Origin of the sequence: Acidovorax sp. Leaf191, assembly GCF_001424425.1 — a bacterium.
Taxonomy (GTDB): Bacteria; Pseudomonadota; Gammaproteobacteria; order Burkholderiales; family Burkholderiaceae_C; genus Acidovorax.
Genome location: NZ_LMPT01000004.1, coordinates 13,138 through 38,735, shown reverse-complemented (window position 1 = coordinate 38,735; position 25,598 = coordinate 13,138). Strand labels below are relative to the sequence as shown.

General features: G+C 68.4%; 25 protein-coding genes. 17 read left to right on the top strand and 8 right to left on the bottom strand.

The genetic code is table 11. From position 1 onward, the window contains the following. The first annotated feature begins 3 nt into the window (after positions 1-3). Entirely contained in the window at positions 4-612 is a 609-nt protein-coding gene (locus ASG27_RS25760; RefSeq protein ID WP_235504174.1) for a septal ring lytic transglycosylase RlpA family protein, read from the top strand. A 153-nt stretch (positions 613-765) separates the two neighbouring features. Here ASG27_RS25760 and ASG27_RS05410 read toward each other — a convergent pair whose 3' ends face one another. Then, positions 766-1,653: a 23S rRNA (adenine(2030)-N(6))-methyltransferase RlmJ gene (locus ASG27_RS05410; protein ID WP_056414304.1), complete on the bottom strand. Its 888-nt coding sequence runs from the start codon at positions 1,651-1,653 to the stop codon at positions 766-768. A 307-nt stretch (positions 1,654-1,960) separates the two neighbouring features. Between ASG27_RS05410 and ASG27_RS05405 the strand changes: the two genes are divergently transcribed. The 8 genes from ASG27_RS05405 to mdtD all read left to right on the top strand — a co-directional run bounded on the left by ASG27_RS05405 (position 1,961) and on the right by mdtD (position 8,681). Further along, positions 1,961-3,958 (top strand): serine/threonine protein kinase, encoded by a 1,998-nt coding sequence (locus ASG27_RS05405; protein WP_056414301.1) that lies wholly within the window; start codon positions 1,961-1,963, stop codon positions 3,956-3,958. 204 nt (positions 3,959-4,162) lie between these two features. Next, positions 4,163-4,594: a 50S ribosomal protein L13 gene (gene rplM / locus ASG27_RS05400; RefSeq protein ID WP_056414298.1), complete on the top strand. Its 432-nt coding sequence runs from the start codon at positions 4,163-4,165 to the stop codon at positions 4,592-4,594. A gap of 11 nt (positions 4,595-4,605) precedes the next feature. Further along, on the top strand, positions 4,606-4,998 hold the full coding sequence (gene rpsI, locus ASG27_RS05395) for a 30S ribosomal protein S9 (RefSeq protein WP_007856955.1): 393 nt from the start codon (positions 4,606-4,608) through the stop codon (positions 4,996-4,998). 139 nt (positions 4,999-5,137) lie between these two features. Continuing rightward, positions 5,138-5,284, top strand: coding sequence for a hypothetical protein (locus ASG27_RS26510; RefSeq protein WP_156370546.1), 147 nt, complete (start codon positions 5,138-5,140; stop codon positions 5,282-5,284). A 3-nt stretch (positions 5,285-5,287) separates the two neighbouring features. Then, complete coding sequence (locus ASG27_RS05390; protein ID WP_056414292.1) at positions 5,288-5,998, top strand: DUF6776 family protein; 711 nt, start codon at positions 5,288-5,290, stop codon at positions 5,996-5,998. Between the two features lie 228 nt (positions 5,999-6,226). Next, positions 6,227-6,625, top strand: a complete 399-nt coding sequence (locus ASG27_RS05385; protein ID WP_056162836.1) for a bactofilin family protein — start codon at positions 6,227-6,229, stop codon at positions 6,623-6,625. 63 nt (positions 6,626-6,688) lie between these two features. Then, positions 6,689-7,054, top strand: a complete 366-nt coding sequence (gene erpA / locus ASG27_RS05380) for an iron-sulfur cluster insertion protein ErpA (RefSeq protein WP_056414289.1) — start codon at positions 6,689-6,691, stop codon at positions 7,052-7,054. A gap of 199 nt (positions 7,055-7,253) precedes the next feature. Beyond that, positions 7,254-8,681 carry a multidrug transporter subunit MdtD gene (gene mdtD / locus ASG27_RS05375; protein ID WP_056414444.1) on the top strand — a complete coding sequence of 476 codons (1,428 nt, stop codon included), beginning with the start codon at positions 7,254-7,256 and terminating at the stop codon, positions 8,679-8,681. Between the two features lie 62 nt (positions 8,682-8,743). On the opposite strand, the gene ASG27_RS05370 is transcribed toward mdtD, so the two are convergent. Together ASG27_RS05370 and ASG27_RS05365 are read right to left on the bottom strand one after the other, a co-directional pair. After that, positions 8,744-9,865 carry an anhydro-N-acetylmuramic acid kinase gene (locus tag ASG27_RS05370; RefSeq protein WP_056414286.1) on the bottom strand — a complete coding sequence of 374 codons (1,122 nt, stop codon included), beginning with the start codon at positions 9,863-9,865 and terminating at the stop codon, positions 8,744-8,746. A gap of 137 nt (positions 9,866-10,002) precedes the next feature. Beyond that, positions 10,003-11,361, bottom strand: coding sequence for a M23 family metallopeptidase (locus ASG27_RS05365; protein ID WP_056414283.1), 1,359 nt, complete (start codon positions 11,359-11,361; stop codon positions 10,003-10,005). 205 nt (positions 11,362-11,566) lie between these two features. Here ASG27_RS05365 and tyrS point away from each other — a divergent pair, with 205 nt between their 5' ends. Further along, complete coding sequence (gene tyrS / locus ASG27_RS05360) at positions 11,567-12,799, top strand: tyrosine--tRNA ligase (RefSeq protein WP_056414280.1); 1,233 nt, start codon at positions 11,567-11,569, stop codon at positions 12,797-12,799. Positions 12,800-12,849: 50 nt separating this feature from the next. On the opposite strand, the gene ASG27_RS05355 is transcribed toward tyrS, so the two are convergent. After that, the gene (locus ASG27_RS05355; protein ID WP_056414277.1) at positions 12,850-13,854 is read right to left on the bottom strand and encodes a LysR substrate-binding domain-containing protein; all 1,005 of its coding nucleotides are present in this window, start codon (positions 13,852-13,854) and stop codon (positions 12,850-12,852) included. Positions 13,855-13,991: 137 nt separating this feature from the next. Here ASG27_RS05355 and ASG27_RS05350 point away from each other — a divergent pair, with 137 nt between their 5' ends. Together ASG27_RS05350 and ASG27_RS05345 are read left to right on the top strand one after the other, a co-directional pair. Further along, entirely contained in the window at positions 13,992-14,558 is a 567-nt protein-coding gene (locus ASG27_RS05350; protein WP_056414274.1) for a DUF2917 domain-containing protein, read from the top strand. Between the two features lie 105 nt (positions 14,559-14,663). After that, positions 14,664-15,074, top strand: coding sequence for a DUF2917 domain-containing protein (locus tag ASG27_RS05345; RefSeq protein ID WP_056414271.1), 411 nt, complete (start codon positions 14,664-14,666; stop codon positions 15,072-15,074). Between the two features lie 195 nt (positions 15,075-15,269). On the opposite strand, the gene ASG27_RS05340 is transcribed toward ASG27_RS05345, so the two are convergent. Then, entirely contained in the window at positions 15,270-15,866 is a 597-nt protein-coding gene (locus ASG27_RS05340; protein ID WP_056414268.1) for a TetR/AcrR family transcriptional regulator, read from the bottom strand. 324 nt (positions 15,867-16,190) lie between these two features. On the opposite strand from ASG27_RS05340, the gene fabF reads away from it, so the two are divergent. Continuing rightward, entirely contained in the window at positions 16,191-17,474 is a 1,284-nt protein-coding gene (gene fabF, locus ASG27_RS05335; RefSeq protein WP_056414264.1) for a beta-ketoacyl-ACP synthase II, read from the top strand. A 136-nt stretch (positions 17,475-17,610) separates the two neighbouring features. Here the strand turns inward: fabF and ASG27_RS05330 are convergent, their stop codons facing one another. After that, positions 17,611-18,009, bottom strand: coding sequence for a BLUF domain-containing protein (locus ASG27_RS05330; protein WP_056162862.1), 399 nt, complete (start codon positions 18,007-18,009; stop codon positions 17,611-17,613). A gap of 138 nt (positions 18,010-18,147) precedes the next feature. On the opposite strand from ASG27_RS05330, the gene ASG27_RS05325 reads away from it, so the two are divergent. The 3 genes from ASG27_RS05325 (at position 18,148) to ASG27_RS05315 (ending at position 21,452) form a co-directional block, all read left to right on the top strand. Further along, positions 18,148-18,906, top strand: coding sequence for a Crp/Fnr family transcriptional regulator (locus tag ASG27_RS05325; RefSeq protein ID WP_056162864.1), 759 nt, complete (start codon positions 18,148-18,150; stop codon positions 18,904-18,906). Positions 18,907-19,062: 156 nt separating this feature from the next. Further along, positions 19,063-20,490 carry a bifunctional UDP-N-acetylglucosamine diphosphorylase/glucosamine-1-phosphate N-acetyltransferase GlmU gene (gene glmU / locus ASG27_RS05320; RefSeq protein ID WP_056414263.1) on the top strand — a complete coding sequence of 476 codons (1,428 nt, stop codon included), beginning with the start codon at positions 19,063-19,065 and terminating at the stop codon, positions 20,488-20,490. A gap of 137 nt (positions 20,491-20,627) precedes the next feature. After that, positions 20,628-21,452, top strand: coding sequence for a sensor histidine kinase (locus ASG27_RS05315; protein ID WP_056414259.1), 825 nt, complete (start codon positions 20,628-20,630; stop codon positions 21,450-21,452). A 139-nt stretch (positions 21,453-21,591) separates the two neighbouring features. Here the strand turns inward: ASG27_RS05315 and ASG27_RS05310 are convergent, their stop codons facing one another. Then, positions 21,592-22,644 (bottom strand): GGDEF domain-containing protein, encoded by a 1,053-nt coding sequence (locus tag ASG27_RS05310; RefSeq protein ID WP_056414256.1) that lies wholly within the window; start codon positions 22,642-22,644, stop codon positions 21,592-21,594. Between the two features lie 282 nt (positions 22,645-22,926). Then, positions 22,927-23,415, bottom strand: coding sequence for an Lrp/AsnC family transcriptional regulator (locus ASG27_RS05305; RefSeq protein WP_056414255.1), 489 nt, complete (start codon positions 23,413-23,415; stop codon positions 22,927-22,929). A 136-nt stretch (positions 23,416-23,551) separates the two neighbouring features. Between ASG27_RS05305 and glmS the strand changes: the two genes are divergently transcribed. Beyond that, positions 23,552-25,492 (top strand): glutamine--fructose-6-phosphate transaminase (isomerizing), encoded by a 1,941-nt coding sequence (glmS, locus tag ASG27_RS05300; RefSeq protein ID WP_056414251.1) that lies wholly within the window; start codon positions 23,552-23,554, stop codon positions 25,490-25,492. Positions 25,493-25,598: the final 106 nt, after the last annotated feature.

The window sequence follows — 25,598 nt, the reverse complement described above, 5'->3', positions numbered from 1 at the left end:
GCCGTGCTGCTGCATGGCCCGTGGTCCGCGGTCACCGGGCTGTGGCGCCAGCGATGGCCGCGCGCGTTGCTGGCCGTGCCGGTGCTGGGCGGGGCGGTCGCTTTGGCTGCGCTGTGCGGCCCCGCGCCTGTGTGGGCGCAGGGGTTTTCGGCAGAAGCAGATGCTCTGGCGCCCAACCTGCTGAGCGTGCCGGGTGAGGCCATGCTGATCGACCCGGTTCGTCCCGAGCGCCCCCCGGTCGATGCGCCGCTGATCGTGCCGCCGATCGTCCCGGGCGCGCAGCTGGAGTTGTCGGCCGATGAGGTGGGGCTCGCGTCGTGGTACGGCGCCAAGTTCCACAAGCGACGCACGGCCAGCGGCGAGCTGTTCGACATGAAGGCCCTGACCGCCGCCCACCCCACCCTGCCGTTTGGCTCGCTGGTGTGCGTGCGCAGCCAGGCCACGGGGCGGTCGGTGGTCGTGCGCATCAATGACCGCGGCCCCCACACCCGCAAACGCGTGATCGACCTGAGCCGCGGCGCGGCCGAGGTGCTGGGCATGGTGGGGCTGGGCCTCAAGCCCGTGGAGCTGTTTGCACTGGACGACGGGGAGCGCGACTGCCCGGCGCCATAGCCCACCGAAAGGGGTGCACGCACGGTCCGCCGTCTCGGGGGGCGGCTGCCCTTCGGCACAGTGTCAGCGCCGACCTGGCCGGGCCGGGCCACCCGGGTTGCTCCACGGAGTCTTTGAGAAACGGCGCCGCAGGCGCCGGCCCAATGGGCGGTCCTACCCTCCGGATTCGAGCGTGTGGGTTGCGTGCTTGTCCTGCGCCAGCAGTTCCACCATCTGGGGCAGCGCGGTTTTCAGCGCGGCCTTCAGCGTGAAAGGCGGGTTGATCAGGAACATGCCGCTGGCCGGCAGGCCGGGGCGTTTGGTGTCGCCCGCGGCATCGCTGGTGATCTTGCTGGACTTGACCGTGAGCGTGGCGTGCAGCCAGCTTTTGCCGGCCTTGGTGGCCATGGTTTTCAGGCGGCGCGGCAGGTCGTGCGCCTCGGGGCGCGGGATGATGGGGTACCAGACGGCATAGGTGCCGGTGGCAAAGCGCTTGAGCGAGTCTGCCGCCATGTCGAGCACCTTGGCGTAGTCGCTCTTGATTTCATAGCTGGGATCGCACAGCACCAAAGCGCGGCGGGCCGGTGGGGGCAGGAATTTCTTGATGCCTTCGAACCCGTCTTCATGCAGCACGGCCACCTGGCGGCCCGCTTCGAGCTGGGCCACGTTGCCCGCCAGCGAGCGCAGGTCGGTCGGGTGCAGCTCGAACAGCTTGAGCTTGTCGTGGTCGCGCAACAGGCGCTGGGTGATGAACGGAGAGCCCGGGTAGACCCTGAGCGCGTTGCCCTGGTTGAACCCGCGGATCAGGTCCACATAGGCCTGCAGGGCGGGGGTGAGGGCCGGGGCCTCGGGCGCGAACAGGCGGATCACGCCGTCTGCCGCTTCGCCGCTGGTGTTGGCGTAGTCGCCATCGAGCCGGTACAGCCCGGCGCCGGCATGGGTGTCCAGCACGGTCAGGGCCGCGTCTTTTTCGATAAGGTACTGCAGGGCGGCGATCAGGACCGTGTGCTTGAGCACGTCGGCATGATTGCCTGCATGGAAGGCGTGGCGATAACTGAACATGTCCAATGGTAACGGGTGCGGGTACCGGCGGCACGATTGTGCAGGCGGCGGCCGGCAGGGGGGGACTGTCCGCGGGCTACCACCCAGCGAAGTCATGGCCCGATGACGTATCGTCATGGCGTGCCGGTGGTGCGGGGTGGCCGGGCGCGGCACAATCGGGTGGTTTGCCCAAGCGTGATGTTTTTTGCAGACAGAAAGCCTTTTGTTTCAGCAACCGTAACCGCATGCTTCATCATTCCAACTGCAACCGCCTTGACCTCACGGCGTTGCCGATGCAAGCACGCATGCACGCCACGCACTCTTCAACATGAACGCAGTCTCCAGCCCCGCCTCTGCCCCTGCCAGCGGTATCAGCCACACGGATGCGCTGCCGCCCGGTACCCGGCTGGCCGAGTTCGAGATCCTGGGGCTGCTGGGGGTGGGCGGGTTCGGCATGGTCTACAAGGCCTTCGACCACTCGCTGCACCGGGCCGTGGCCATCAAGGAATACATGCCGTCCGCGCTGGCAGGGCGCTCCGAGGGGCAGTCTCTGTGGGTGCGGTCGTCGTCCGACCAGCAGACCTTCCGGGCCGGGCTGGCGTCGTTCGTGGGGGAGGCGCGGCTGCTCGCGCAGTTCGACCACCCCTCGCTGGTCAAGGTCTTCCGCTTCTGGGAGGCCAACAACACCGCCTACATGGTGATGCCGCTTTATACCGGCATGACCTTCAAGCAGGCCCGCGCCCAGATGCGCACGCCCCCGTCCGAAGCCTGGCTGCGCAAGCTCCTGTGGTCCATATTGGGCGCCCTGCGCGTGCTGCACGAGGGCAAGACGCTGCACCGCGACATCTCGCCGGACAACATCTTCCTGCAGGACAACGGCCCGCCGGTGCTGCTGGACCTGGGCGCCGCCCGGCACGCCATCAACGACCAGGACCGCAAGCACACCGCCGTGCTCAAGGTGAACTACGCCCCCATCGAGCAATATTCCGATGGCGACGAGGAGCTGCGCCAGGGCCCGTGGAGCGATTTGTATTCGCTGGCCGCCGTGATGCACGGCTGCCTGTGCAACGACACGCCCCTGCCAGCCACGCTGCGCTCCATCCGCGACCGCATGGTGTCGTTCTCCCGCGTGGCCAGGACCGTCAAGCGCCAGTTCGGGGTGGAGTATTCCGCGCCCTTCGTCGCGGCCATCGCCAAGTCGCTGGCGCTGCGCCCTGCAGACCGGCCGCAGAACATCGACGAGTTCCTGCAGATCATGGAGATGACCACCGCCCCGGAGGGCAGTGAGCATTTCGATTTCAGGGCCGACCTGGGCGACATCTGGGTGGAGCCGGCCGACCGGCCCGGCCCGGGGCTGCTCACCCCCACGGTGGATGTGACGTCGGCGGCACAGGCCGTGAGCGAGCTGCAGGCGCAGACCCCGCGTGCGGCGCAGGCCCCCGCCGCGCCGCCAGCCCCGCTGGCCGCTGAGGTCGCGGGCACCCAAGCGCATGCCCATGCCAACGCCAACGCCCATGCCGATCTGGGTGGCGATACCGTGATGCTGGGGCCCGACACCGTGGCCGCCGATGCGGCCGACACGGTGTTCATCGACGCGGGCGACAGCGTGGCGACCGATGACTCGCGCTACGACGACCCTGCCACCTACCGCAGCATGGGCGAGCAGGGTCATGGCAAGCCTGCGGTCGAGCGGGACGCCGGTGCGCGCGCCGCGGCCAAGCCCGCCAGGAAGGGCCGGCGCGTGCCCATCGTGGCGTGGCTGGCGGTGGCCGTCTTCGCCGTGGTGGCCGCTGCGGGCGGCCTGCGCTGGGCCCGGAGCGACAAGCCCCCCAAGGACGACATCATCACCGAGATGGCCGAGCCCTCCGCCCCGGCGGTGGTCGACGCTGCCCTGACCGACCCTGCGCCAGCCCCGGCCGCCGAGCCGGCCGCATCGGACGCCGCGGCCAGTGCTGCGGCAGTGGCCGCGGCCGCTTCTGCACCGGCGGCTGCACCCACGCCTGCGGCCGCGGCGGCATCGACACCTGCGACCAAGCCGGCACGCACGCCCAAGCGCCCCGTGGCAGAGCCTGCGCCGGCCCCCATCGTCGTGCAGGAGGAGCCCGCACCCCCGCCGCCACCGGTGGTGGCCGAGCCCAGGCCCCGCCCGCAGCCGCCCCGGGCGCAGTCGCCCCAGGAGAGCTGCGCGGACGCCAACTTCCTCGCGCGGCCGATGTGCATTCACCAGGAATGCCAGAAGCCGACGCACGCCGCCCACCCCATCTGCGTGGAGAGCCGGCGCCGCTACGAGGCCGAAGAACAGCGCCGCCGCCAGACGCCCAACTGAGGCGGGGCAGGGGCGGTGGTGGCCCTGGTGCCATGAAGCCGCAACGGCCGCTTGCGCCCATCAGGCGTAAATTCGTATAATCGAGGGCTTCGCAGCGCTTTTGTGGTCCCGCGGCGGAGATTCATTGCCACCTAAGAGGCTTCCTTCAGAGAAGCACCGACCGTGGAAAAGGACCCGCCAAACCCTCTTCATAGAGAGAAACTCATGACTACTACTTTCAGCGCCAAGCCCGCTGAGGTCGTGCACGAGTGGTTTGTGATTGACGCGACCGACAAGGTCCTCGGACGAGTAGCCAGCGAAGTTGCTCTCCGTTTGCGCGGCAAACACAAGGCCATTTACACGCCTCACGTCGATACCGGTGACTTCATCGTCATCATCAACGCCGCCCAGCTCAAGGTCACCGGCACCAAGTCCCTGGACAAGGTGTACTACCGCCACTCGGGTTACCCCGGCGGTATCACGGCCACGAACTTCCGCGACATGCAAGCCAAGCACCCTGGCCGTGCGCTGGAAAAGGCTGTCAAGGGCATGCTGCCCAAGGGTCCCCTTGGCTACGCAATGATCAAGAAACTCAAGGTGTATGGCGGTGCAGAGCATCCCCACACCGCCCAGCAGCCCAAGGCTCTGGAAATCTAAGGAGCCTTGAGATGATTGGTGAATGGAACAATGGCACCGGCCGTCGCAAGTCCAGCGTCGCCCGCGTGTTTCTGAAAAAAGGCACTGGCAAGATCACGGTGAACGGCAAGGACATCCAGTCCTATTTCGGCCGCGAAACCTCGATCATGATCGCCAAGCAACCGCTCGCACTGACCAACCATGTCGAGACCTTCGACATCCAGATCAATGTGCACGGTGGTGGTGAATCCGGCCAGGCCGGCGCTGCCCGCCACGGCATCACCCGCGCCCTGATCGACTACGACGCGACGCTCAAGCCCGCACTGAGCCAAGCCGGCTTCGTGACGCGCGATGCCCGCGAAGTGGAACGTAAGAAGGTCGGTCTGCACTCCGCACGCCGCGCCAAGCAGTTCTCCAAGCGTTAAGCTTCGGCTCTGCCCGAAGGCTGCCCTGTGTGGCCTTCGCATCTGCAAGAGGTCTTTCGGGGCCTCTTTACAGATCAAAAAACCGCCCCAGGGCGGTTTTTTCGTTTAAGGTGCGCCTTTTTCCTTGCGAACCATTCTCATGTTGCAACCCCTGAATGACCACGCGGTAGCGCGCAGCCTGCTCACCGGCCCGGTGGCCGCCGAGGAAGCCGCGGTGGGTGCAGCCCGGACGGCGGCTGTGCAGAGCGCCGCGCGGGGCCAGCGGCTGTGGTGCCAGGGGCTCTGAGCCATGCGACTTCGTTTGCTGCGCCGCCGGTTGACCATCAGTGCCCCCCGGGTGGCCATTCGCAGCGCTCTGCCCTGGCCGTTTCGCTGGCTGGCCCTGGCCGTGGTTCTGGGCCTGTGCGCTGCGGTGGCCCTGTGGGCCTTCGAATTCGGCAAGTCCATCGCGGGCCTGGACAGCATCTCCCGCGACGAGCTGAACAAGATGCGCGCCGAACTCACCCGCCTGCGCGATGCCGGCCAGGAACAGCAGACCGTGGCCCACACCGCGGACAGCCTGCTGATTGCCGAACGTGCGGCCAAGGAGAACCTGATGGCCCAGGTGCGGCAGCTCGAAGCCGACAACCGCACGCTGCGCGAAGACCTGGGCTTCTTTGAAAAACTGATCCCTGCGGCCAAGACCGAAGGCCTGGCCATCCGCAGCCTGCAGGCCGAAGTGCTGGGGGGCATGCAGCTGCGCTGGCAGGTGCTGGTCATCCAGGCGGCGCGCAACGCCCCGGACTTCAACGGCCGGCTGGAACTGGTGCTGGCAGGCACGCAGGACGGCAAGCCCTGGACACAGACCCAGCCAGCGCAGGGCCAACCGGTGCAGGTCAAGCAGTACCGGCGCATCGAGGGCGTGCTCGATCTGCCGCCCAACGCCGTGGTAAAAACCGTGACCGCGCGCGTGCTGGAAGGCAGCACGGTCCGGGCGGTGCAGGCCATGACCATCGAGTGATGCAGGGCAGGGCTGCTGCCTTGGCGGCGAGCCTCGTCAGCAAGCCTTGTCAGCGGGCGCACGGCGCCTGTGGCCCCGGCGCTTCGGCCTGAAGGGTCTCGGGGCTCCGTTCGGCATTTTGTGCCATGGTTTTCGTGCCGCGAGGACGCCTGAGCAAGGTATCGTCGGCCCCTATCTTTGCTGCATGCCGTGCCGGTGAGCCGGCGTGCTTCTCCAGGAGTTTTGCCCATGTTTTCCCGTAAAAAGCAGCCCCCCATCAAGAGCCTGATCGCGCAGGGCACCAAGATCGAGGGGAACGTGCACTTCGTGGAAGGCATGCGCATCGACGGCGAGGTGGTGGGCGATATCCGTGCAGCGCCCGAGCAGCCCAGCATCCTGGTGATCTCCGAGACCGCCCGGGTCGAGGGCGCGGTGCATGCCACCCATGTGATCGTCAATGGCCAGGTGGAGGGGCCGGTGCATGCCACCGAGCTGCTGGAACTCCAGCCCAAGGCGAAGATCACAGGAAACGTGCACTACAAGGCGCTGGAGATGCACCAGGGCGCCGTGATTGCCGGGCAGATGTGCCCGGTGGCGGTGCTGGTGGAGGAAAAGCCCCCACTGAAGTTAGCGTCAAACGGGCAGTGACCTGAATTCCCGAGCGGTCTGCAGTACTATTACCCGCAAAATTGAAAACCGGAAGGACACCCCATGAGCGCAGTTGCCGACAACATCCAGACCGAAATGCCAGCCCCCATCCTGTTCACGGACAGCGCGGCGGCCAAGGTGGCGGACCTGATCGCCGAAGAAGGCAACCCTGACCTGAAGCTGCGCGTGTTCGTGCAGGGTGGCGGTTGCTCCGGCTTCCAGTACGGCTTCACCTTCGACGAGATCACCAACGAAGATGACACCACCATGACCAAGAATGGCGTGTCGCTGCTGATCGACGCCATGAGCTACCAGTACCTGGTGGGCGCCGAGATCGACTACAAGGAAGACCTGCAGGGTGCGCAGTTCGTGATCAAGAACCCGAACGCCACCACCACCTGTGGCTGCGGCTCCAGCTTCTCTGCCTGATCGATGCACGGGCATGCCAGCAGGGCACTGCGATAGCTGCCCTGCCGACGACACAAGCCGCCTTCGGGCGGCTTTTTCGTTGGCGCCCACCTGAATTTGCAGCCACTGTCAGCGCCACGCCTGCCAACGATCTTGTGAGCCGTCCATGCAGCAGCCATCCTCGCCCCCGCCACCGTCCACCACGCCGATGCCGGCACCCATGCCGACGCCTTCACCGCAGTCGCTGAAGCTGCTGCTGTGGCTGGTCGCCGTCGGCTTCTTCATGCAGACGCTGGACGCCACCATCGTCAACACCGCCTTGCCCGCCATGGCGCGCAGCCTGGGCGAGAGTCCCCTGCGCATGCAGTCGGTGGTGGTGGCTTACTCGCTGGCGATGGCCATGCTGATCCCGGCGTCGGGCTGGGTGGCCGACCGCTTCGGCTCCCGCCGCGTGTACCTGGCGGCCATCGTGCTGTTCGTGCTGGGCTCGGTGTTCTGCGCGCTGGCGCAGAATCTGAGCCAACTGGTGGCCGCGCGCGTGGTGCAGGGGCTGGGCGGGGCGTTGCTGCTGCCGGTGGGGCGGCTGGTGGTGCTGCGCACCTTCCCGCGCGAGCAGTTCCTGCAGGCGATGAGCTTCGTGGCCATCCCGGGGCTGATCGGGCCGCTCATCGGGCCCACGCTGGGCGGCTGGCTGGTGGAGGTCGCGTCCTGGCACTGGATCTTTCTCATCAACGTGCCGGTGGGCATCGTGGGCTGCCTGGCTACGCTGCGCTTCATGCCCGGCGGGCCGGTCACCTTCGTCGCGCGCTTCGACCTGTCGGGCTACCTGATGCTCGCGTTCGGCATGGTGTCGCTCTCGCTTGCCTTGGACGGCCTGGCGAGCATGGGCCTGCGCCAGGCCAGCGTGCTGGTGCTGATGATCTTTGGGCTGGCCAGCCTGGTGGCGTACTGGCTGCACGCCGCGCGCAAGCCGGACCCCTTGTTCTCGCCCAGCCTGTTCACGGTGGACACGCTGCGCATCGGCCTGCTGGGCAATCTGTTTTCGCGCCTGGGCAGCTCGTGCATGCCGTTCTTGATCCCGCTGCTGCTGCAGGTGAGCATGGGCTACTCGCCCATGCAGGCCGGCATGATGATGCTGCCCGTGGCCATGGCCGGCATGTCGATGAAGCGCTTCACCACGCCGCTCATCACCCGCTTCGGCTACCGGCGCGTGCTGGTGGTCAACACGCTGCTGGTGGGGCTCACCATGGCGAGCTTCGGGCTGGCGAGCCCCGCACAGCCGTTGTGGGTGCACATCGTGCAGCTGGCGGCGTTCGGCGCGGTCAACTCGCTGCAGTTCACGGCCATGAACACCGTCACGCTCAAGGACCTGGAGCACGCCATGGCCAGCAGCGGCAACAGCCTGCTGTCGATGGTGCAGATGGTCGCCATGGGCATGGGCGTGGCGTCGGCTGGCGCGGTGCTGGCGGCCTTCACCAACGTCTTTCCGGCGGGTGCCGCAGGGCAGGCGCTGGCGGCGTTCCAGGCCACCTTTGTGTGCATGGGACTGATCACCGTGGCGTCGGCCGGCATCTTCTGGCAGCTGTCGCCGCACGACAAGGCCAGCAGCCGGGCGGCGGCGTCGGCGGACGCGGCAGAGCCGGGCTGAAACGAAGGGGGCGGGGCACTGCGCCTGCAGCGGCACCCGCCGCGCAGGCCCATGGCGGCCTGCTACGCCGGGTACATGGCGCCCAGCACGCGGGGCCCCGCTGCGCCGGTCACGCTCGACAGGTTGCCCGGCTGGCCCGTGACCGCCTGGCGGGCCAGCCAGGCGAACGCGGCGGCCTCCACCTGCAGGGCAGGCAGGCCCAGCGCATCGGTAGCCACCACGCGCAGGGCGGGGCGCAGGGCCTGCAGCCGGGCCATGAGGTGGGCGTTGAGTGCGCCGCCGCCGCACACCGCCAGCGATTTACTATCTTTTTGATAGCTGCTTGCGCTCATCTGGCATGCGGTAGCGGTGAATTCGGTCAAGGTCGCCTGCACATCCACAGGCCGGGCGTCCGCCAATGCGTGCAGGTGCGTCTCCAGCCAGCGGGGGTTGAACAGGTCGCGCCCGGTGCTCTTGGGCGCGGGCCTGTGCAAGAACGGCTCCTGCAGCAGCGATGCCAACAGGCCCGGCAGCACCTGCCCGCTGGCCGCCCAGGCCCCGCCTGCATCGTACGGCTGGCCCGTGTGCTGCTGGCACCAGTGGTCCATGAGCGCGTTGCCCGGGCCGCAGTCGAAGCCGAGCACGCTGCCGTCGGCGCCCAGCACGCTGAGGTTGGAGATGCCGCCGATGTTGAGCACCAGCACCGTTTCATCGGGCCGGCCGAACACGCCCTGGTGAAACGCCGGCACCAGCGGCGCCCCCTGGCCGCCGGCCGCCACATCGCGGCTGCGAAAGTCCGCCACCACCGCAATGCCCGTGCGCTCGGCCAGCAGGGCGGGGCTGCCCAGCTGCAGCGTGTAGCCGGTGCCATCGAACTCCTGCGGGCGGTGGCGCACCGTCTGCCCGTGGGCACCGATGGCGCATATGGCGGTGGCGGGCAGGCCGCTCTGCGCCAGCAGCGTGTGCACCACCCCGGCATACGCGCGCGACAGCGCATTGCCCGCCAGCGCGGCGCGGTGCAGTTCGTCGTTGCCAGAGGTATTGAGCGCCAGCAGCTCGGCCCGAAGCTCGGGTTCGAAGCCCGCGCTGGCGTGGTGCGTGACCACCATGCGCGACCCCGAAAAATCGGCCAGCACCCCGTCGATGCCATCGAGCGAAGTGCCCGACATGAGGCCGATGTACAGCTCGTTGGTGGTGATGCTCATGGGAAGGCCTGCGAACGGGCAAGGGCGTTTGCTATGGGCGCGGACCCAACCAGGGACGCCGCGGAACTGGCTTTGCCAGGCCGCTGGCGTCGTCCCCCTGGAGGGAAGGCGCCGCAGGCGACTCAGGGGGGGTCACATCACTCTGCGCTGGCTTGCTCGATCAGCGCTGCGGCATTCAGCTGAATGCGCATGTTGGACGCCAGGCGCTGGAAGGCAGGGCGCGATGCAGCCGAGATCGGGGCGGCAGCGTCGCTGGCGGCCACGATGGTCTGCGGATCCTGGTGCACGCCGTTCACGCGGAACTCGAAGTGCAGGTGCGGGCCGGTGGCCCAGCCGGTGGAGCCCACGGCGCCCAGGGTCTGGCCCTGTTCGACCGACTGGCCCTGGCGCACGTCGATGCGGCTCAGGTGGGCGTACACGGTGACGTGCTGGTTGCGGTGCTTGACGAAGACCACGTTGCCAAAACCGTTCTGCACACCGGCGAACTCGATCACGCCGTCGCCCACGGTGCGCACGGCGGTGCCGGTGGGGGCTGCGAAGTCGGTGCCCAGGTGGGCGCGCCAGGTCTTCAAAATGGGGTGCAGGCGCATCTTGAAGCCGCTGGTCACGCGCGAGAACTCGACGGGCGAGGTCAGGTAGGCGCGGCGCATGCTCTCGCCGTCCAGGGTGTAGTACGAGCCCTTGCTGCCCGGCTCCTGGAACCAGATGGCCTGGTGGGTCTTGCCGTTGTTGACGAACTCGGCGCTCAGCACGCGGCCGCTGGACAGGGGTTCGCCGTCGGCCTCCAGGGTTTCGTACACCACGGAGAACCGGTCGCCCTTGCGCAGCGAGCGGCGAAAGTCGATGTTGCCCGAGAACAGCTCGGCCATCTGCACGGCCACGCCGTCGGGGATATTGGACGCATCGGTCGCGGCGAACAGCGAGCTGTTGATGACGCCGCCCGACAGACGGCTGCTGGCCGTCAGCTTGGCGGTCTCGACGCGCGAGGTGAATTTGTTGTTGCCTGCGCGCTCCACGATCAGGCGGCGGAAGTTGCCGCTGTCGTCCGGCACCCAGCGGGCCGTCAGGCGCACCAAGCGGTGGTCGTCGGTGGTTTCGGCCGACACGACGCGGCCGGTGCGGCCGAGCATGTTCTGCCTGACGGGCGTGTCGCCGCGCATGAAGGCGGCAGCGGCCGGATCGGCCACGCCCAGGCGCTGCAGCAGCGATTCGGGTGTGTCGCTGCTGCGCACCTGCTCGGACCGGTAGAGCGAGAAGCCCGGCGCATCGAGCTCGCCCAGCACGAGGTTCTCGGCCAGCGATTCGACGGGCAGCGTCACCATGCGCACCGGCATCTCGGCCGGGTCGGGCGCGAAGGAGGCCACGGCGAAGGCTCCGCCGCCGCCTGTCAGCAAGATGGCTGCAATGGCGGCGGTGATGCGCTTGGGGTGTTTCTGAATCGTGTGGGACAGCCGGTCAAGCAAAGCCGTGCTGGCGGTGGTCAAGCCATGAATCAAAGGTCTATCCCCAGGGTGAACGTGGCTCCATGACACTCCCCTGCTGCGCGCGCAAGCAGGGCGAGGCTGGAGTCACAAGCTGTCAGGTGCAAGGTAGCGGGTGCGGGATGAAGGCGTCGCAACACCGGGCCCACTAGAATCCCGCCTTGGCAAGGTGGGCGCAAGTATAGCGGCGCACGCTGTCTAGACATCCCAAAAAACCCTTATGAATCAATCTGCTGTTACAACAAGCCCGGTGTCCGATGGTGTAGGAAAGGCGCTCGAAATCTCGCTGCGCGGTGTCGACGAGCTGCTGCCCCAGGACGAGTGGGTCCAAAAGCTCGCGCGCTCCGAAGCGTCGGGCCAGCCCCTGCGTGTCAAGCTGGGGCTGGACCCCACCGCGCCCGACATCCACATCGGCCACACCGTGGTGCTCAACAAGATGCGCCAGTTGCAAGATCTGGGCCACCAGGTGATCTTTCTGATCGGCGATTTCACCAGCCTGATCGGCGACCCTTCTGGCCGCAACAGCACGCGCCCGCCGCTCACCAAGGATCAGATCAAGGCCAACGCCGAGACCTACTACCGCCAGGCCAGCCTGGTGCTGGACCCGGCGCGCACCGAGATCCGCTACAACAGCGAATGGAGCGAGCCCCTGGGTGCCAGCGGCATGATCCAGCTGGCCGCCAAGTACACCGTGGCCCGCATGATGGAGCGCGACGATTTTCACAAGCGCTTCACCACCGGGCAGTCCATCTCGGTGCACGAATTCTTGTACCCGCTGATGCAGGGCTACGACTCGGTGGCGTTGAAAAGCGACCTGGAGCTGGGCGGCACCGACCAGAAGTTCAACCTGCTCATGGGGCGCCACCTGCAGCAGGAGTACGGCCAGGAGCCGCAGTGTGTGCTCACCATGCCGCTGCTGGTGGGCCTGGACGGCGTGGACAAGATGTCCAAGTCCAAGAACAACTACATCGGCATCACCGAAGAGCCCAACACCATGTTCGCCAAGGTGCTGTCGATCAGCGACACGCTCATGTGGGACTGGTACACGCTGCTGTCGTTCAAGAGCCTGGCCGACATCGCTGCGCTCAAGGCCGAGATCGCCGGCGGGCGCAACCCCAAGGACGCCAAGGTGATGCTCGCCAAGGAGATCACCACGCGCTTTCACAGCGCGGCCGCGGCCGAGGCGGCCGAGCAGGACTTCATCAACCGCAGCAAGGGCGGCGTGCCCGATGAGATTCCCGAGGTGAGCCTGTCGGGCGCGCCGCTGGGCATCGGTGCGCTGCTCAAGCAGGCCAACCTCGCGCCGTCGGGCAGCGAGGCCAGCCGCCTGATCGACGGCGGCGGCGTGCGCGTGGATGGCAGCGTGGTCAGCGACAAGGGCCTGAAGCTCGACGCGGGCACCTACGTGGTGCAGGTGGGCAAGCGGAAATTCGCACGGGTGACGCTGGCTTGACGGGCCTGCAGCGCTCGCTTTAGGGGCGCTGCCAGCTATTCAATTGGTAGCTAATCGGCCCCGTCCAGGTCGTCATTGAGATCCGGGTCCGGCACATCGCCAATCGCCTCGCGCGTCGCCTGGGCCTGCAGCTCCAGCCAGGCGCAGAACGCCTTGATCTCCGGGCGCTGGGCGCTGCGGGGGCCCACCATCAGCCAGTAGGTCAGGGGCGAGTCGATGCGGTGGCCGGGCAGCACCTCCACCAGGTCGCCCGAGGCCAGGGCGTCTGCGATCAGCGGCATGCGGGCCAGCGCCAGGCCCTGGCCGGCCAGCGCGGCCTGCACGATCTGGTGTGCGTAGTTGAAGTACAGCCAGCGCTCAGGCTGCAGCTTGGCCAGTTCGCGCGCGTCGAACCAGCGGCGCCAGCTCAGGTACTCCAGGTAATGCGTGCGGTGGGCGTCGCCCGCCTCGATGAGGGTGAACTGCGCCACGTCGGCCGGCGTGCGCAGGGGCTTGCCGCTTTTGAGCAGCCAGGGGCTCGCCACGACGGCCAGTTGCTCGCCGAACAGGCGCGTGCCGCCCTGCGTGGCGCCGCCGGGCATGGCGTAGCGCAGCGCCAGGTCCACATCCGAGGTGTCCAGGTCGATCTGCACGTCGCTTGCATCGATGCGGATGTCGATGCCCGGGTTGTCGCGCTGGAACTCCTCCATGCGCGGGATGAGCCACATCGATGCAAAGCTGGCCCAGGTGGTGATGGCCACGCTGCGCCGGCCGGCCGTCTGGCGCACCAGGCGCACGGCGGCGTCCATGCGCTCGATGGCCGGGGCCACGGCGCGCTGCAGCTGCGCACCCGCGCTGGTCAGCTCCACCGCGCGCGTGTGGCGCAGGAACAGCGCCACACCCACTTCTTCTTCCAGCGCCTGGATCTGGCGGCTCACGGCCGACTGGGTGAGCGACAGCTCGTCGGCGGCGGCGCGGAAGTTCAGGTGCCGCGCCACGGCCAGAAAGGCGCGCCAGTGGCCGGTGGCCACGGCGCGGGTGCGAAGGACGGCGGGAGAGTACTCGGCTGAGGCCATGGCGGGTTCCTGAGGAGGTCCAGATTCATGCGTCGATGGAATGAATAGCGTACCGCGTTTTCATTGGACTGGGTAGGGCGCTGGCGGCAACATTGATGCTCATCAACGCGCATTGAGCGCACCTGAAGGAGTCCGTCATGCCAGCCCGCAACGTTCTGGAATCGCAACAATCCGCCCAAGCCCCATCGGCTGGCCGACCTGCGGCCGGTTGCTGGAAACTGAACCCTGGCCGAGCCCTGTCGCTGCACCCGCGCGAGCACGGCGTGTTGGCCATCGCGCAGGGCCGCGCCTGGGTCACCCTGCGGGGCGCGTCGCTGGCCGGGCTGCCGGCGGACTTGCGCTCTGACCTGCCCTTGTGCCTGGCCGACCACGTGCTGCAGGCCGGCGAGCGCCTGGTGGTCGCGCCCGGCCAGCATGTGGTGATGGAAGCCTGGAGCCCTGCGGGCGCGCTGCCTGAAACCGTGGCCTTCGAGTGGGCGGCGCAGCCCGCTGCACCAGCACAGCGCCTGCTGCGGCCCGGTGCCGAGTGGGAATGCAGCGTCGCCTTGCCCCTGCGCGACCTGATGCAGGCCCTGGGCCAGGGCGGCCGTGCCGTGGGCCAGGCGGGCGTGCAGGTGTTGGGCGCAGGCAGCCGGCTGGCGGTCGGAATCGCGCGGTTTGCTCTCTTTCGGATAGCAGCGCCCCGTGCTCGCACCACGGCTTGAGGGCGACATGCAAGAAGAGCATCAATCGGCACATTCCTTTTCATTGGACGCCGTGTCTAGCACGCCGCACCATAGAGTCCATCAAGGGTAAACCCGGAGAACGCCATGAACACCACCTCGCACACCTTCCAAGTCCAATCCGCCGCTGCCACGGCAAAGTCCGCCCAGGGCGCCACCACCGTGCTGCCCGGCAACGCAGTCAGCCTGACACCCCGCGCGGCCCTGGCCCTGCGCGTCGCCGAAGGCCACGCCTGGGTCACGCTCGATGCCGGCCCGTACGGCACGGGCGCCGAGGCCGGCGACTTCTTCCTGCACGCCGGCCAGACGCTGCAGATCGCTGCCGGCCAGCATGCCGTGGTCGAGCCCCTGGGCACGCAGCGCCTGCAGTACCGCGTGGCCGCGGTGGCCGCCGCAGCGGCGCATGCCGAAGGCGCTGCACCCTGGTGGCGCCGCGCGGCTTTCGGCAGTGCCGCAGCCTCCGACCAGCGCGTGTCCACGGACGCCTGCTGCGCCTGAGGCACGCCGGCCCGGGGCTGCCCTGCAGACCCTGCGCCAGGGTGTCGACGCCGTGCCATCACCGGCACGGCAGGGAACGACCCGGAAATCAATGCCCTGAGAGCTTCTGCCGCTTGTCCCGCAAGCGCCAGAAGCTATTTTTTTGATAGCAAACAAGACGCGACACGCCCAAGGCAGCGGGGTGCGCGCCTTGCGTCAGCGTGGCGGGGTCTCCAGCAGGTCGATCAGCTGCGCCTGCAGCGTGACCAGGATTTCCTGCGACAGCTCGGGCTGCCCCGCAGCCGTGGCCCGCGCCAGCGCCAGGCCGCCGACCATGGTGGCCAGCACTTCCATGGCCCGTGCACGCTGGGCCGAGGGTGGGGCGCCCGGCGCGTGGTCGGCCAGCAACTGTGTGAAGCGCTGGATGTTGCGCTCGATGCCTTCGGCAAACACCTGCGACAACTCGGGCCCCGCGCGGGCCGCGTCCACCGCCAGCGCAGCGGCCGGGCAACCGTTGCCGGGTTCGTCGCGGTGCTGTGGCGAGAGATAGCTTTTGATGCGGTCCGCCATGTTGGCGTTGGGCGTGTGCCCGTCCAGCGGCGCGATCGACCAGTCGAACGCACGCGCGCAGGCCTCGCGCACCAGGGCGTCCTTGGACGCGAAATGCCGGTACAGCCCACCGTGCGTCAGCCCGGCGTCGCGGGTGATGTCGGCCACGCCCACGCCCGTCAGGCCGCGCTCGCGGTACAGCCGCGACGCCGCGTCCAGGATGCCCTGGCGGTTCTCTGCGGCCTGTGCTTTGGACACCTTCATGGAAAACCTTTTAATGATTGCGGTCGTACGCAATAAGTTGTTTTGTGCTTATGATGACGGCTCCAATCATAAGCCTCGGCTTTGAAATCCAGCCTTGCCCCTGTGAATGCGGTGGTGATGCTGCGCCGTCCCTCGGGCCCGCGCGGGCGGTGCACCGCGTGGCCTTCACGCAGTGAGGTCGTGAGGGCCGCGCCGCTTTGACGCTGCAGCCGCCGCCAGGGGCGCTGCAGGGCAGGCCCATTACCAGCGAGATGTTTTCATGAAATCCACTGTGACCCCCCTTGGCGCGCTGACCGCCGCCCGCTGCCCTGGAGCCATCGGCTGATGCGCCGCGTCGTCATCACCGGCATGGGTCTGGTCTCGCCCCTGGGCAGCCAGGTGGAACTGGCCTGGCAGCGCCTGCTCGCCGCGCGCTCGGGCATCACCCGCCTGCCGGACGGGGTCGCAGAAGGCGTCCCCGCCCAGGTCGCAGGGCGTGTGCTGAGCTTGGCCGAGGACCCCGAGGGCGGCTGGGATGTGGACGCCATCGTCTCGCCCAAGGACCAGCGCAAGATGGACCGCTTCATCCCGTTCGCGCTGGGCGCAGCGCAGCAGGCGCTGGCGCAGGCCGGCTGGCCCGTGGCGGGCGGCGATGCGGCTGCGCTCGCGCGCACGGCCACCGTCATCGCATCGGGCATCGGCGGGTTCGGCGCCATTGCCGATGCGGTGCGCACCACCGAAACGCGCGGGCCGCAGCGGCTGTCGCCGTTCACCGTGCCGTCGTTCCTGGTCAACCTGGCGGCGGGGCATGTGTCCATCCGCCACGGGCTCAAGGGCCCGCTGGGTGCGCCGGTGACGGCCTGTGCCGCCAGCGTGCAGGCGCTGGGCGATGCGGCCCGCATGATCCGCTGCGGCGAGGCCGACATCGCCGTGTGCGGCGGCAGCGAGGCCGCCATCGACCGGGTGAGCCTGGGCGCGTTCGCTGCGGCCAAGGCGCTGTCCACGGGCTTCAACGATGCGCCGCACGAGGCCTCGCGCCCGTTCGATGCGCAGCGTGACGGCTTCGTGATGGGCGAGGGCGCGGGCATGCTGGTCATCGAGGCGCTGGAGCACGCGCTGGCCCGCGGCGCGCAGCCGCTGGCCGAGCTGGTGGGCTACGGCACGTCGGCCGACGCGTACCACATCACCTCGGGCCCCGAGGATGGCGATGGGGCGGCCCGCAGCATGGAGGCAGCCCTGGCGCAGGCGGGGCTGCGCGCTGGCGAGGTGCAGTACCTCAACGCCCACGCCACCTCCACCATGGTCGGAGACCGGGGCGAGCTGGCAGCGATCCGCCGCGTGTTCGGCACTGACGGCGGCATCGCCGTCAGCTCCACCAAGTCGGCCACCGGGCACCTGCTGGGTGCGGCAGGTGCGGTGGCAGCGATCTTCACGGTGCTGGCGCTGCGCGACCAAGTGGTGCCCGGCACGCTCAACCTGCACACGCCCGATGAGCAGGCGGCGGGCCTGGACATGGTGGCGCTGGCAGCCCGGCCCATGGCGCTGTCGCACGCCATGGTCAACGGCTTCGGTTTTGGCGGGGTGAATGCCACCTTGGTGCTGCGGCGCTGGCCGCACGGGCAGGCCTGAACGGAAGACCTTGGCGACAAGCCTGAGTGGCAGCGTGAGCGTCGGGCGGGTTGCCGTGCAACTGCTTGGCCTGGCCAGGCCAGGCGCGTTGGGAAGGCGGCCGGGCCGTGCGCGGGTGACCGGGGGAGGGTAGGTCTCAGTAATCCAGTTCTTCGCACACGGCGGTGAAGGCGGCCAGCGCGGCCTCGCCGTCCAGCTGCTCCATGCGCGCCAGCGCGTCCACGTCTTCCACGGTGCTGAAGGCCAGGTTGAAGTTCTGGAACCGCCGGCCTGCGAGCAGCCCGTGGTGAAGGACTTCGACGTTCACATGGCGCGGGTCGTTGCGGATGCGCTCGATGAGCTTGAGCACCGCTTTCTTGGGCCCCTCGAACTGCTGGCAAAAGCGCTGGCCGTCGAAAATGAGCAGCCCGGTGATGTCCATCCTGGTGTTGGCCACGCGGGCGGCGGCGGCGATCTCGGCCACGACGCTCAGGGGTTGGTCGGGCGCGAGCATGCTGACGTACAGCACCTCGTACAGTGCGGGGGAAAGGTTCATAGGGATGCCCCAATGTAGGCCGGGGCAGCGCGGTCGCGCAATGTCAAAAGACATACGCGGCATTGGCGCGTCACTTGCGCAACATCTGCGCTCTTGCTGTGTTGCGCGCGCAAGGACCGCTTCTAAAATCGCCGCACCATGAGCGCTGTCCCCCCTGTAGTCCCCGCCTGCCCTCCTGCCTGCCGAGCCTGCGGACTTCGCAAGACCGGCGCGTTCACGCTGGTGGAGCCGCAGGTGCTGGACTTCATCGAGGGGTTTCGCAGCGACACCATGGCGGTGCAGCCCGGCGACGCGCTGGTGCGCGAAGGGCAGGGCAATGCGCGGCTGTTCACGCTGTATTCGGGCTGGGCGTTTCGCTACAAGACGCTGAGCGACGGGCGCCGCCAGATCCTCAACTTCCTGCTGCCGGGCGACCTGGTGGGCCTGCAGCAGGAGTTCGGCGATGCCTCGGCGCATGGCGTGGAGGCGCTGACTGCGTGCTCGCTGTGCGTGTTCCAGAACGACAGCCTGTGGGCCGTGTTCCGCGAGCACCCGCGCCTGGGCTACGACATGACCTGGCTGGCCGCGCACGAAGAGGGCCACGTGGACGACAACCTGCTCACCGCCGGGCGGCGCAACGCCACCGAGCGCGTGGCCATGCTGCTGATGCACCTGTACCGGCGGCTCGACCGCATCGGCATGGCCGAGGGCGGCACCGTGGCGTTTCCGCTCACCCAGCAGCACATCGCCGATGCCCTGGGGCTGTCGCTGGTGCACACCAACAAGACGCTGCGGCGCTTGTCGATGCTGGGCCTGCACGAGCTCAAAGACGGGCGGCTGCGCCTGCTCAACACCCGCGCGCTGGCCCGCATCGCCGAGTACTACGACACGCCCCCGCGCCTGCTGCCGCTGCTGTAGCCTGCCGACAGGCATCAAAAACGGCCTTGCCGCGCATCTGGCAAGCGCCAGGCGCTATGTTTTGCATAGCATGCGGCGTGGTGTGCGCTGCAGCCGATAATCCCGTACCGACCTGCGCACGCACCGTGGCGCGGCCCGCACTCTCCCTCATCGTTCATGACGCAACTCGACATCCTCATCATGGCGGCCGGCAAGGGCACGCGCATGAAAAGCCGCATCCCCAAAGTGCTGCAGCGCCTGGCGGGGCGCCCGCTGCTGCACCACGTACTCGACCAGGCCGCACACCTGCAGGCCCGCAGCGCGGTGGTCATCACCGGCCACGGTGCTGCCGAAGTAGAAGCCGCCTGCACGGGGGCCGCGAGTGGCAGCCGTGGTCTGGATGTGAAATTTGCGCGGCAGGAGCCGCAGCTGGGCACGGGCCACGCGGTGCAGCAGGCGGCGCCGCTGGTGGCTGACGACGGCACGGCCGTGGTGCTGTCGGGCGACGTGCCGCTCACGCACGCCGGCACGCTGCGCGCGCTGGTGGATGCGAGCACGCAGGATGGCGGCGGGCGCCTGGCGCTGCTCACCGTCACGCTGGCCGATCCCACCGGCTACGGCCGCATCGTGCGCGACGCCCAGGGCGCCGTGCAGGGCATCGTCGAACATAAAGATGCGAGCGAGGCCCAGCGCGCCATCACCGAGGTCTACAGCGGCATCATGGCCGTGCCCACGCGCCAGCTCAAAGGCTGGCTGGCACGCCTGACCAACGACAACGCCCAGGGCGAGTACTACCTGACCGACATCGTCGCCATGGCCGTGGCCGACGGTGTGCCCGTGGTGGCGCACCGCATCACCGATGCGCTGCAGGTGGCCGGTGTGAACAGCCCGCTGCAACTGGCCGAGCTGGAGCGCGCGCACCAGCTGCGCGTGGCGCGCAGCCTGATGGAGCAGGGCGTGCGCCTGGCCGACCCGGCACGCCTGGATGTGCGCGACGACACCCGCACCAGCGCGCGCGGCGAGCTGCAGTGCGGCCAGGATGTGGAGATCGACGTGAACTGCATCTTCACCGGCCGCGTGGAGCTGGGCGACGGCGTGAGCATCGGCGCGCACTGCTGCATTGCCAACGCCACCATCGCCGCGGGCGCGGTGATCCACCCCTACACCCACATCGACGGCGAAAAGGCCGGTGCCAGCGTGGGCGCCGGTGCGCTCATCGGCCCGTTCGCCCGCCTGCGCCCCGGTGCGCAACTGGGCCGCGAGGTGCACATCGGCAACTTCGTCGAGGTGAAGAACAGCACGCTGGCCGACGGCGCCAAGGCCAACCACCTGGCCTACCTGGGCGACGCCACGGTGGGCGAGCGCGTGAACTACGGCGCCGGCAGCATCACCGCCAACTACGACGGCGCGAACAAGCACCGCACGGTGATCGAGGCCGACGTGCACATCGGCAGCAACTGCGTGCTGGTGGCGCCCGTCACCATCGGCGCAGGTGGCACGGTGGGGGGCGGCAGCACCATCACCAAGAGCACGGCACCGGGCGCTTTGAGCGTGGCGCGCGGCAAGCAGGTCAGCATCGCCAACTGGGCGCGGCCGAAGAAGTGAGGAGCGCTGTGAGCCGCTGCGCGCCTTCCTCCGCCCTGATGGTGCGGGGCAAGAATGCGCCCGGTGGCCCGGTGCGGCCGATGGCGCTTTGGCTGGCCCTGGCCCGGGCGTCGCGCCAACTTCAAGGGGTGTGAACGATGAGCGACAACGACACCGCGCAGACCCTGCTGCAACTGCGCACCGAGCTGGCCCGCAGCCAGCAGCAGGTGGCCGACATGGCCGCGGCGCACGAGGACTTTCTGCGCGCGGTCTCGCACGACCTGCGCGCGCCGCTGCGGCACTTCACGTCGTACGGCACGCTGGTGCGCGAGACGCTGGGCGACCTGCCTGCCGCCGTGGTGCAGGGGGCCGAGGTGCAGGAGGCGCTGGGCTTCCTGGCCACCATGGACCAGTCGGCCCGCCGCATGGGCCTGATGATCGACGCGCTGCAGGCCTTGGCGCGCGCCGGCAAGGCCCCCGTGCGCTGGCAGCCGGTGCCGCTGGCCGAAGCGGTGGCGCAGGCGCGCGCAGCCCTTGCCAGCGCGCAGGCAGGGCGTGACGCGCAGTGGCGCATCGCCCCCGACCTGCCCACGTTGAATGCCGACCCGGAGCTGCTGCAGGAATTGCTCGGGCAACTGCTGGGCAACGCCCTCAAGTTCACGCGCAACAACGCCCAGCCCGCCCTCATCAGCGTGCAGGCCGTGGCGGCGGATGCGCCGGGTCAGGTGGGGTTCACGGTGACGGACAACGGCGCGGGGTTCGACCCGGCACGTGCGGGCCAGCTGTTTGGCGTGTTCCAACGGCTGCACCGCGAGACCGAGTTCGACGGCGTGGGCGCGGGCCTGGCACTGTGCCGGGTGATCGCGCAGCGCCATGGCGGCGCCATCACCGCTACGGCGGGGGTGGGCGCGGGCTGCACGGTGCGGGTGCAATGGCCGGCGGCGCTGCCCGGTGCTGCTGCGGGTGGTTGGGGCGGTGGTTGATGCCGTGGTTCAGGCAGTGGTTGAGACGGACCCGCGGTGGATCGCCCCAAACCGTTCGGGTTGAGCCTGTCGAAACCTTGCGCGGCGCTTCTACGCGCTCAGCGTGAAAGGGCTGGGTGCCGTCCCATGTCGGTGGTCATCACACCGCAGGCACCAGCTCCGGCTCCATGCACCCCGCCACGCGGTTGCGGCCCGCCTTCTTGGCGGCGTACAGCGCGGCGTCTGCAGACTCGATCCAGGCGCGCAGGTTGCTGTGGCGGTGGTCGGCGGGGGCCACGCCGATGCTGCTGGTCAGGCGCAGATCGGGCAGCTCGCGCAGCCGGACGCCTTCGGCCTGGGCGCGAATACGCTGTGCAATGGCCAGCGCATCCTGTGCGCGCATGCCGGGCAGGATGATGGCGAACTCATCGCCGCCATAGCGCCCCGCACAGTCGCCCGCCCGCACATGGCCGCGCACCACGTGGGCCAGCGCACGGATCACCTCGTCGCCCACGGCATGGCCGTGCTCGTCGTTGACCTCTTTGAAGTGGTCGATGTCCATCATCAGCATGCAGGCGGGCTCGTCGGTGGTGTGGTGGCGCCGCAGTGCGGCCTCGGCCTGCTCCTGCCAGTGCCCGCGGCCGAACAGGCCGGTGAGCGAATCGATGCGGCGCAGCTCGTCCAGCATCTGGTTCTGGCGTGACACCTGGCGGATGAGCTGGTAGCTCACCACGCTGACCGACAGCGTGTGCAAGGTCATCACCGGCAGGCAGGCCAGCAGCACGGCGAACGACGTCTCGGGTGCCCAGTGCCAGCCCGTGAGCACCGCGCTGGCCACGCCCGCCAGCAGCATCACCGGAATGGACCGCGCCCACAGTCCGCGGATGCCGGTGGTCACCTTGTCCACCAGGGTCAGCGTGAGCAGCAGCACGCTGGGCAGCAGGTTGAAATGCATCAGCGGCACAAAGGCCGCCGCCGCCGCCGAATCGACCAGCAGATTGCGCATCTCTGTCCGGTACGGGTCGGTGCTGCGCCGGCTCAGCAGATAGGCCACGTGCGGCCACACAAAGGCCGGCAGCACCATGCCCAGCCAGGCGTACAACGAGGCGTGCCGCTCCCACAGCACCACGCCGACCACTGCGCCACCCAGGCCCATACCCAACACGCGCAGCGGGTAGATACGGCGGGGCATCTGGCGTTCGGGTGTCGGCATCGATGGCGAAGGGGTGTGGGCCGCGCCCGCCGGGGGCGGCGTGCGATGGGGCGGAGGTCTGTGTAAAAAAGGGCTGCCGGGGAGCTTACCGTGGGCCGCTGACGCAGGCCAGAGAGAAATGACCTACATCTGACGCGGGGCGGACAGGTCGCCACCTCGCTGCACAGGTCGGCCGCGGATCGATCCTGAAGCGCCCACGACTCAACCGCCACTTCACCACGGCCCAAGCCACGATTCAATTGGTGATTGGTTTGCTATATTTTGTATAGCTTCTGGCGCTTGCTAATCCAGCGATACAGGCACTTTGGTATCGAATTTGGCCCGCCGTGTGGCAAAGAAGGCCTTCACGTTCCGCACATTCGCATCGCCGGTGAACAGCCGCTGCGACAGCGCCAGATACCCCGGCATGTCCCGCGTGTGCGCCACCAGCACGAAGTCGGGCCCCGGCGACACGCGCCAGCACTGCTGCACCGCGTCGTCGGCCACCGCGCGGGCTTCGAAGGCATCGAGGTGCTCGGCGCCCTGGCGGTCCAGAGACACCTCCACGATGCAGGAGAGGCCGTGGCCCTGGATGGCGGCCAGCCGGTCGGGCTGCAGGATGGCCACCTGGCGCTCGATCAGCCCGGCCTCCTGCAGCCGCTTGACCCGCCGCAGGCAGGTGGGCGGGGACACATGCACCTGCTCGGCCAGCGACTGGTTGCTCTGGGCGGAGTCGGTTTGCAGCAGGTTCAGCAGCTGCAGGTCGGTGGCATCGAGTGTTATAGATTCCATATTGCCCGCAATTATGAAACTTAAATTCACGGTGGTGGATGGATGAAATTTAAGTTCATACCGGTGCAAATATCGATGAGAAATTGTTTGGGAGGGTGCCTACCATCCCTCATCCGTTTCACACAAAGGCATCTCCATGTGCGGCATCGTCGGCGCAGTCTCCACGCGCAACATCGTTCCCATCCTCGTGCAAGGCCTGCAGCGGCTGGAATACCGGGGCTATGACTCCTGCGGCGTGGCCGTGCACGGCGCCAGCCTGGACCCTACCCGCCACGGCACCGAGCGCGGTGGCTTGCAGCGTGCCCGCAGCACCGCCCGCGTGGCCGAACTGCTGGAGCAGGTGCAGACCGACCACCTGGACGGCGCCACCGGCATCGCCCACACCCGCTGGGCCACCCACGGCGCGCCCGTGGTGCACAACGCCCACCCGCACTTCAGCCACGGCACGGGTGCCGACGCCCAGGCCCACAGCGCGGGCCGCGTGGCCCTGGTGCACAACGGCATCATCGAAAACCATGAAGAACTGCGCCGCGCGCTGCAGGCCCGCGGCTACGTGTTTGCCAGCCAGACCGACACCGAGGTCATCGCCCACCTGGTGGACAGCCACTACAGCGGCGACCTGTTCGAGGCCGTGCAGGCCACCGTGGCCGAGCTGCATGGCGCCTACGCCATCGCCGTGATCCACCGCGACGAGCCGCACCGCGTGGTGGGCGCGCGCGCCGGCTCGCCGCTGATCCTGGGCGTGGGCTCCGGGACTGCGGGCTCGGTGGCGGGCGAGCACTTCCTGGCCAGCGACGCCATGGCCCTGGCCGGCGTCACCGACCAGATCGTGTACCTGGAAGAGGGCGACCTGGTGGACCTGCAACTGGGCCGCTACTGGATCGTCGGCAAGGACCGCACCGCGCTCACCCCCGCGCAGCGCCCCGTGCGCACCGTGCAGGCCCACAGCGGCGCGGCCGAGCTGGGCCCCTACCGCCACTACATGCAAAAGGAAATCTTCGAGCAGCCGCGCGCCATCGCCGACACGCTCGAAGGCGTGGAAGGCATCGTGCCCGAGCTGTTCGACGGTGCAGGCCTGCACGGCGAGCCCGGCGCTGCCGCCTGGCGCGTGTTCAAGGAGATCGACAGCGTCCTCATCCTGGCCTGCGGCACCAGCTACTACAGCGGCTGCACCGCCAAATACTGGCTCGAAGAAATCGCCGGCATCCCCACGCAGGTGGAAGTGGCCAGCGAATACCGCTACCGCACCAGTGTGCCCAACCCCCGCACCCTGGTCGTCACCATCAGCCAGTCCGGCGAAACGGCCGACACGCTGGCCGCGCTGCGCCACGCGCAGTCCCTGGGCATGTTGCACACGCTGACCATCTGCAACGTGGCCACCAGCGCCATGGTGCGCGAATGCAAGCTGGCCTACATCACCCGTGCGGGTGTGGAGATCGGCGTGGCCAGCACCAAGGCCTTCACCACTCAACTGGCGGGCCTGTTCCTGCTGACGCTCGCGCTGGCCCAGTCCAAGGGCCGCCTGACCGACGCGCAGGAGGCCGAACACCTCAAGGCCATGCGCCACCTGCCCGTGGCCCTGCAGGCCGTGCTGGCGCTGGAGCCCCAACTCATCAGCTGGGCCGAAGACTTCGCCCGCATGGAAAACGCCCTGTTCCTGGGCCGCGGCCTGCACTACCCCATCGCGCTGGAAGGCGCCTTGAAGCTCAAGGAGATCAGCTACATCCACGCCGAGGCGTATCCCGCCGGCGAACTCAAGCACGGCCCCCTGGCGCTGGTCACCAGCGCCATGCCCGTGGTCACGGTGGCGCCCAACGACGCACTGCTGGAAAAGCTCAAGAGCAACATGCAGGAAGTGCGCGCTCGCGCCGGCGTGCTGTACGTGCTGGCCGATGGCGACACCCGCATCGAAAGCGGCGAAGGCCTGCACGTGATCCGCATGCCCGAACACTACGGCCCCCTGAGCCCGCTGCTGCACGTGGTGCCGCTGCAGCTGCTGGCGTACCACACGGCGTGTGCGCGGGGGACGGATGTGGACAAGCCTAGGAACTTGGCGAAGAGTGTGACGGTGGAGTGAGGGGAGGGAGCAGTTGATCCGTTAATCCGGGTAATTAAAGTCGTAAACTCGCAAATAAAGTCGTAAACAGACCTCTAGCATTCATGCGGGTTTGCGGGGCGGCCAT

Excerpts from the sequence above, each read along its gene's own strand:
- ASG27_RS05410 (WP_056414304.1), bottom strand. The coding sequence starts at position 1,653 with ATGTTCAGTTATCGCCACGCCTTCCATGCAGGCAATCATGCCGACGTG.
- ASG27_RS05405 (WP_056414301.1), top strand. The coding sequence starts at position 1,961 with ATGAACGCAGTCTCCAGCCCCGCCTCTGCCCCTGCCAGCGGTATCAGC.
- rplM (WP_056414298.1), top strand. The coding sequence starts at position 4,163 with ATGACTACTACTTTCAGCGCCAAGCCCGCTGAGGTCGTGCACGAGTGG.
- rpsI (WP_007856955.1), top strand. The coding sequence starts at position 4,606 with ATGATTGGTGAATGGAACAATGGCACCGGCCGTCGCAAGTCCAGCGTC.
- ASG27_RS26510 (WP_156370546.1), top strand. The coding sequence starts at position 5,138 with ATGTTGCAACCCCTGAATGACCACGCGGTAGCGCGCAGCCTGCTCACC.
- ASG27_RS05390 (WP_056414292.1), top strand. The coding sequence starts at position 5,288 with ATGCGACTTCGTTTGCTGCGCCGCCGGTTGACCATCAGTGCCCCCCGG.
- ASG27_RS05385 (WP_056162836.1), top strand. The coding sequence starts at position 6,227 with ATGTTTTCCCGTAAAAAGCAGCCCCCCATCAAGAGCCTGATCGCGCAG.
- erpA (WP_056414289.1), top strand. The coding sequence starts at position 6,689 with ATGAGCGCAGTTGCCGACAACATCCAGACCGAAATGCCAGCCCCCATC.
- mdtD (WP_056414444.1), top strand. The coding sequence starts at position 7,254 with ATGCCGACGCCTTCACCGCAGTCGCTGAAGCTGCTGCTGTGGCTGGTC.
- ASG27_RS05370 (WP_056414286.1), bottom strand. The coding sequence starts at position 9,865 with ATGAGCATCACCACCAACGAGCTGTACATCGGCCTCATGTCGGGCACT.
- tyrS (WP_056414280.1), top strand. The coding sequence starts at position 11,567 with ATGAATCAATCTGCTGTTACAACAAGCCCGGTGTCCGATGGTGTAGGA.
- ASG27_RS05355 (WP_056414277.1), bottom strand. The coding sequence starts at position 13,854 with ATGGCCTCAGCCGAGTACTCTCCCGCCGTCCTTCGCACCCGCGCCGTG.
- ASG27_RS05350 (WP_056414274.1), top strand. The coding sequence starts at position 13,992 with ATGCCAGCCCGCAACGTTCTGGAATCGCAACAATCCGCCCAAGCCCCA.
- ASG27_RS05345 (WP_056414271.1), top strand. The coding sequence starts at position 14,664 with ATGAACACCACCTCGCACACCTTCCAAGTCCAATCCGCCGCTGCCACG.
- ASG27_RS05340 (WP_056414268.1), bottom strand. The coding sequence starts at position 15,866 with ATGAAGGTGTCCAAAGCACAGGCCGCAGAGAACCGCCAGGGCATCCTG.
- fabF (WP_056414264.1), top strand. The coding sequence starts at position 16,191 with ATGCGCCGCGTCGTCATCACCGGCATGGGTCTGGTCTCGCCCCTGGGC.
- ASG27_RS05330 (WP_056162862.1), bottom strand. The coding sequence starts at position 18,009 with ATGAACCTTTCCCCCGCACTGTACGAGGTGCTGTACGTCAGCATGCTC.
- ASG27_RS05325 (WP_056162864.1), top strand. The coding sequence starts at position 18,148 with ATGAGCGCTGTCCCCCCTGTAGTCCCCGCCTGCCCTCCTGCCTGCCGA.
- glmU (WP_056414263.1), top strand. The coding sequence starts at position 19,063 with ATGACGCAACTCGACATCCTCATCATGGCGGCCGGCAAGGGCACGCGC.
- ASG27_RS05315 (WP_056414259.1), top strand. The coding sequence starts at position 20,628 with ATGAGCGACAACGACACCGCGCAGACCCTGCTGCAACTGCGCACCGAG.
- ASG27_RS05310 (WP_056414256.1), bottom strand. The coding sequence starts at position 22,644 with ATGCCGACACCCGAACGCCAGATGCCCCGCCGTATCTACCCGCTGCGC.
- ASG27_RS05305 (WP_056414255.1), bottom strand. The coding sequence starts at position 23,415 with ATGGAATCTATAACACTCGATGCCACCGACCTGCAGCTGCTGAACCTG.
- glmS (WP_056414251.1), top strand. The coding sequence starts at position 23,552 with ATGTGCGGCATCGTCGGCGCAGTCTCCACGCGCAACATCGTTCCCATC.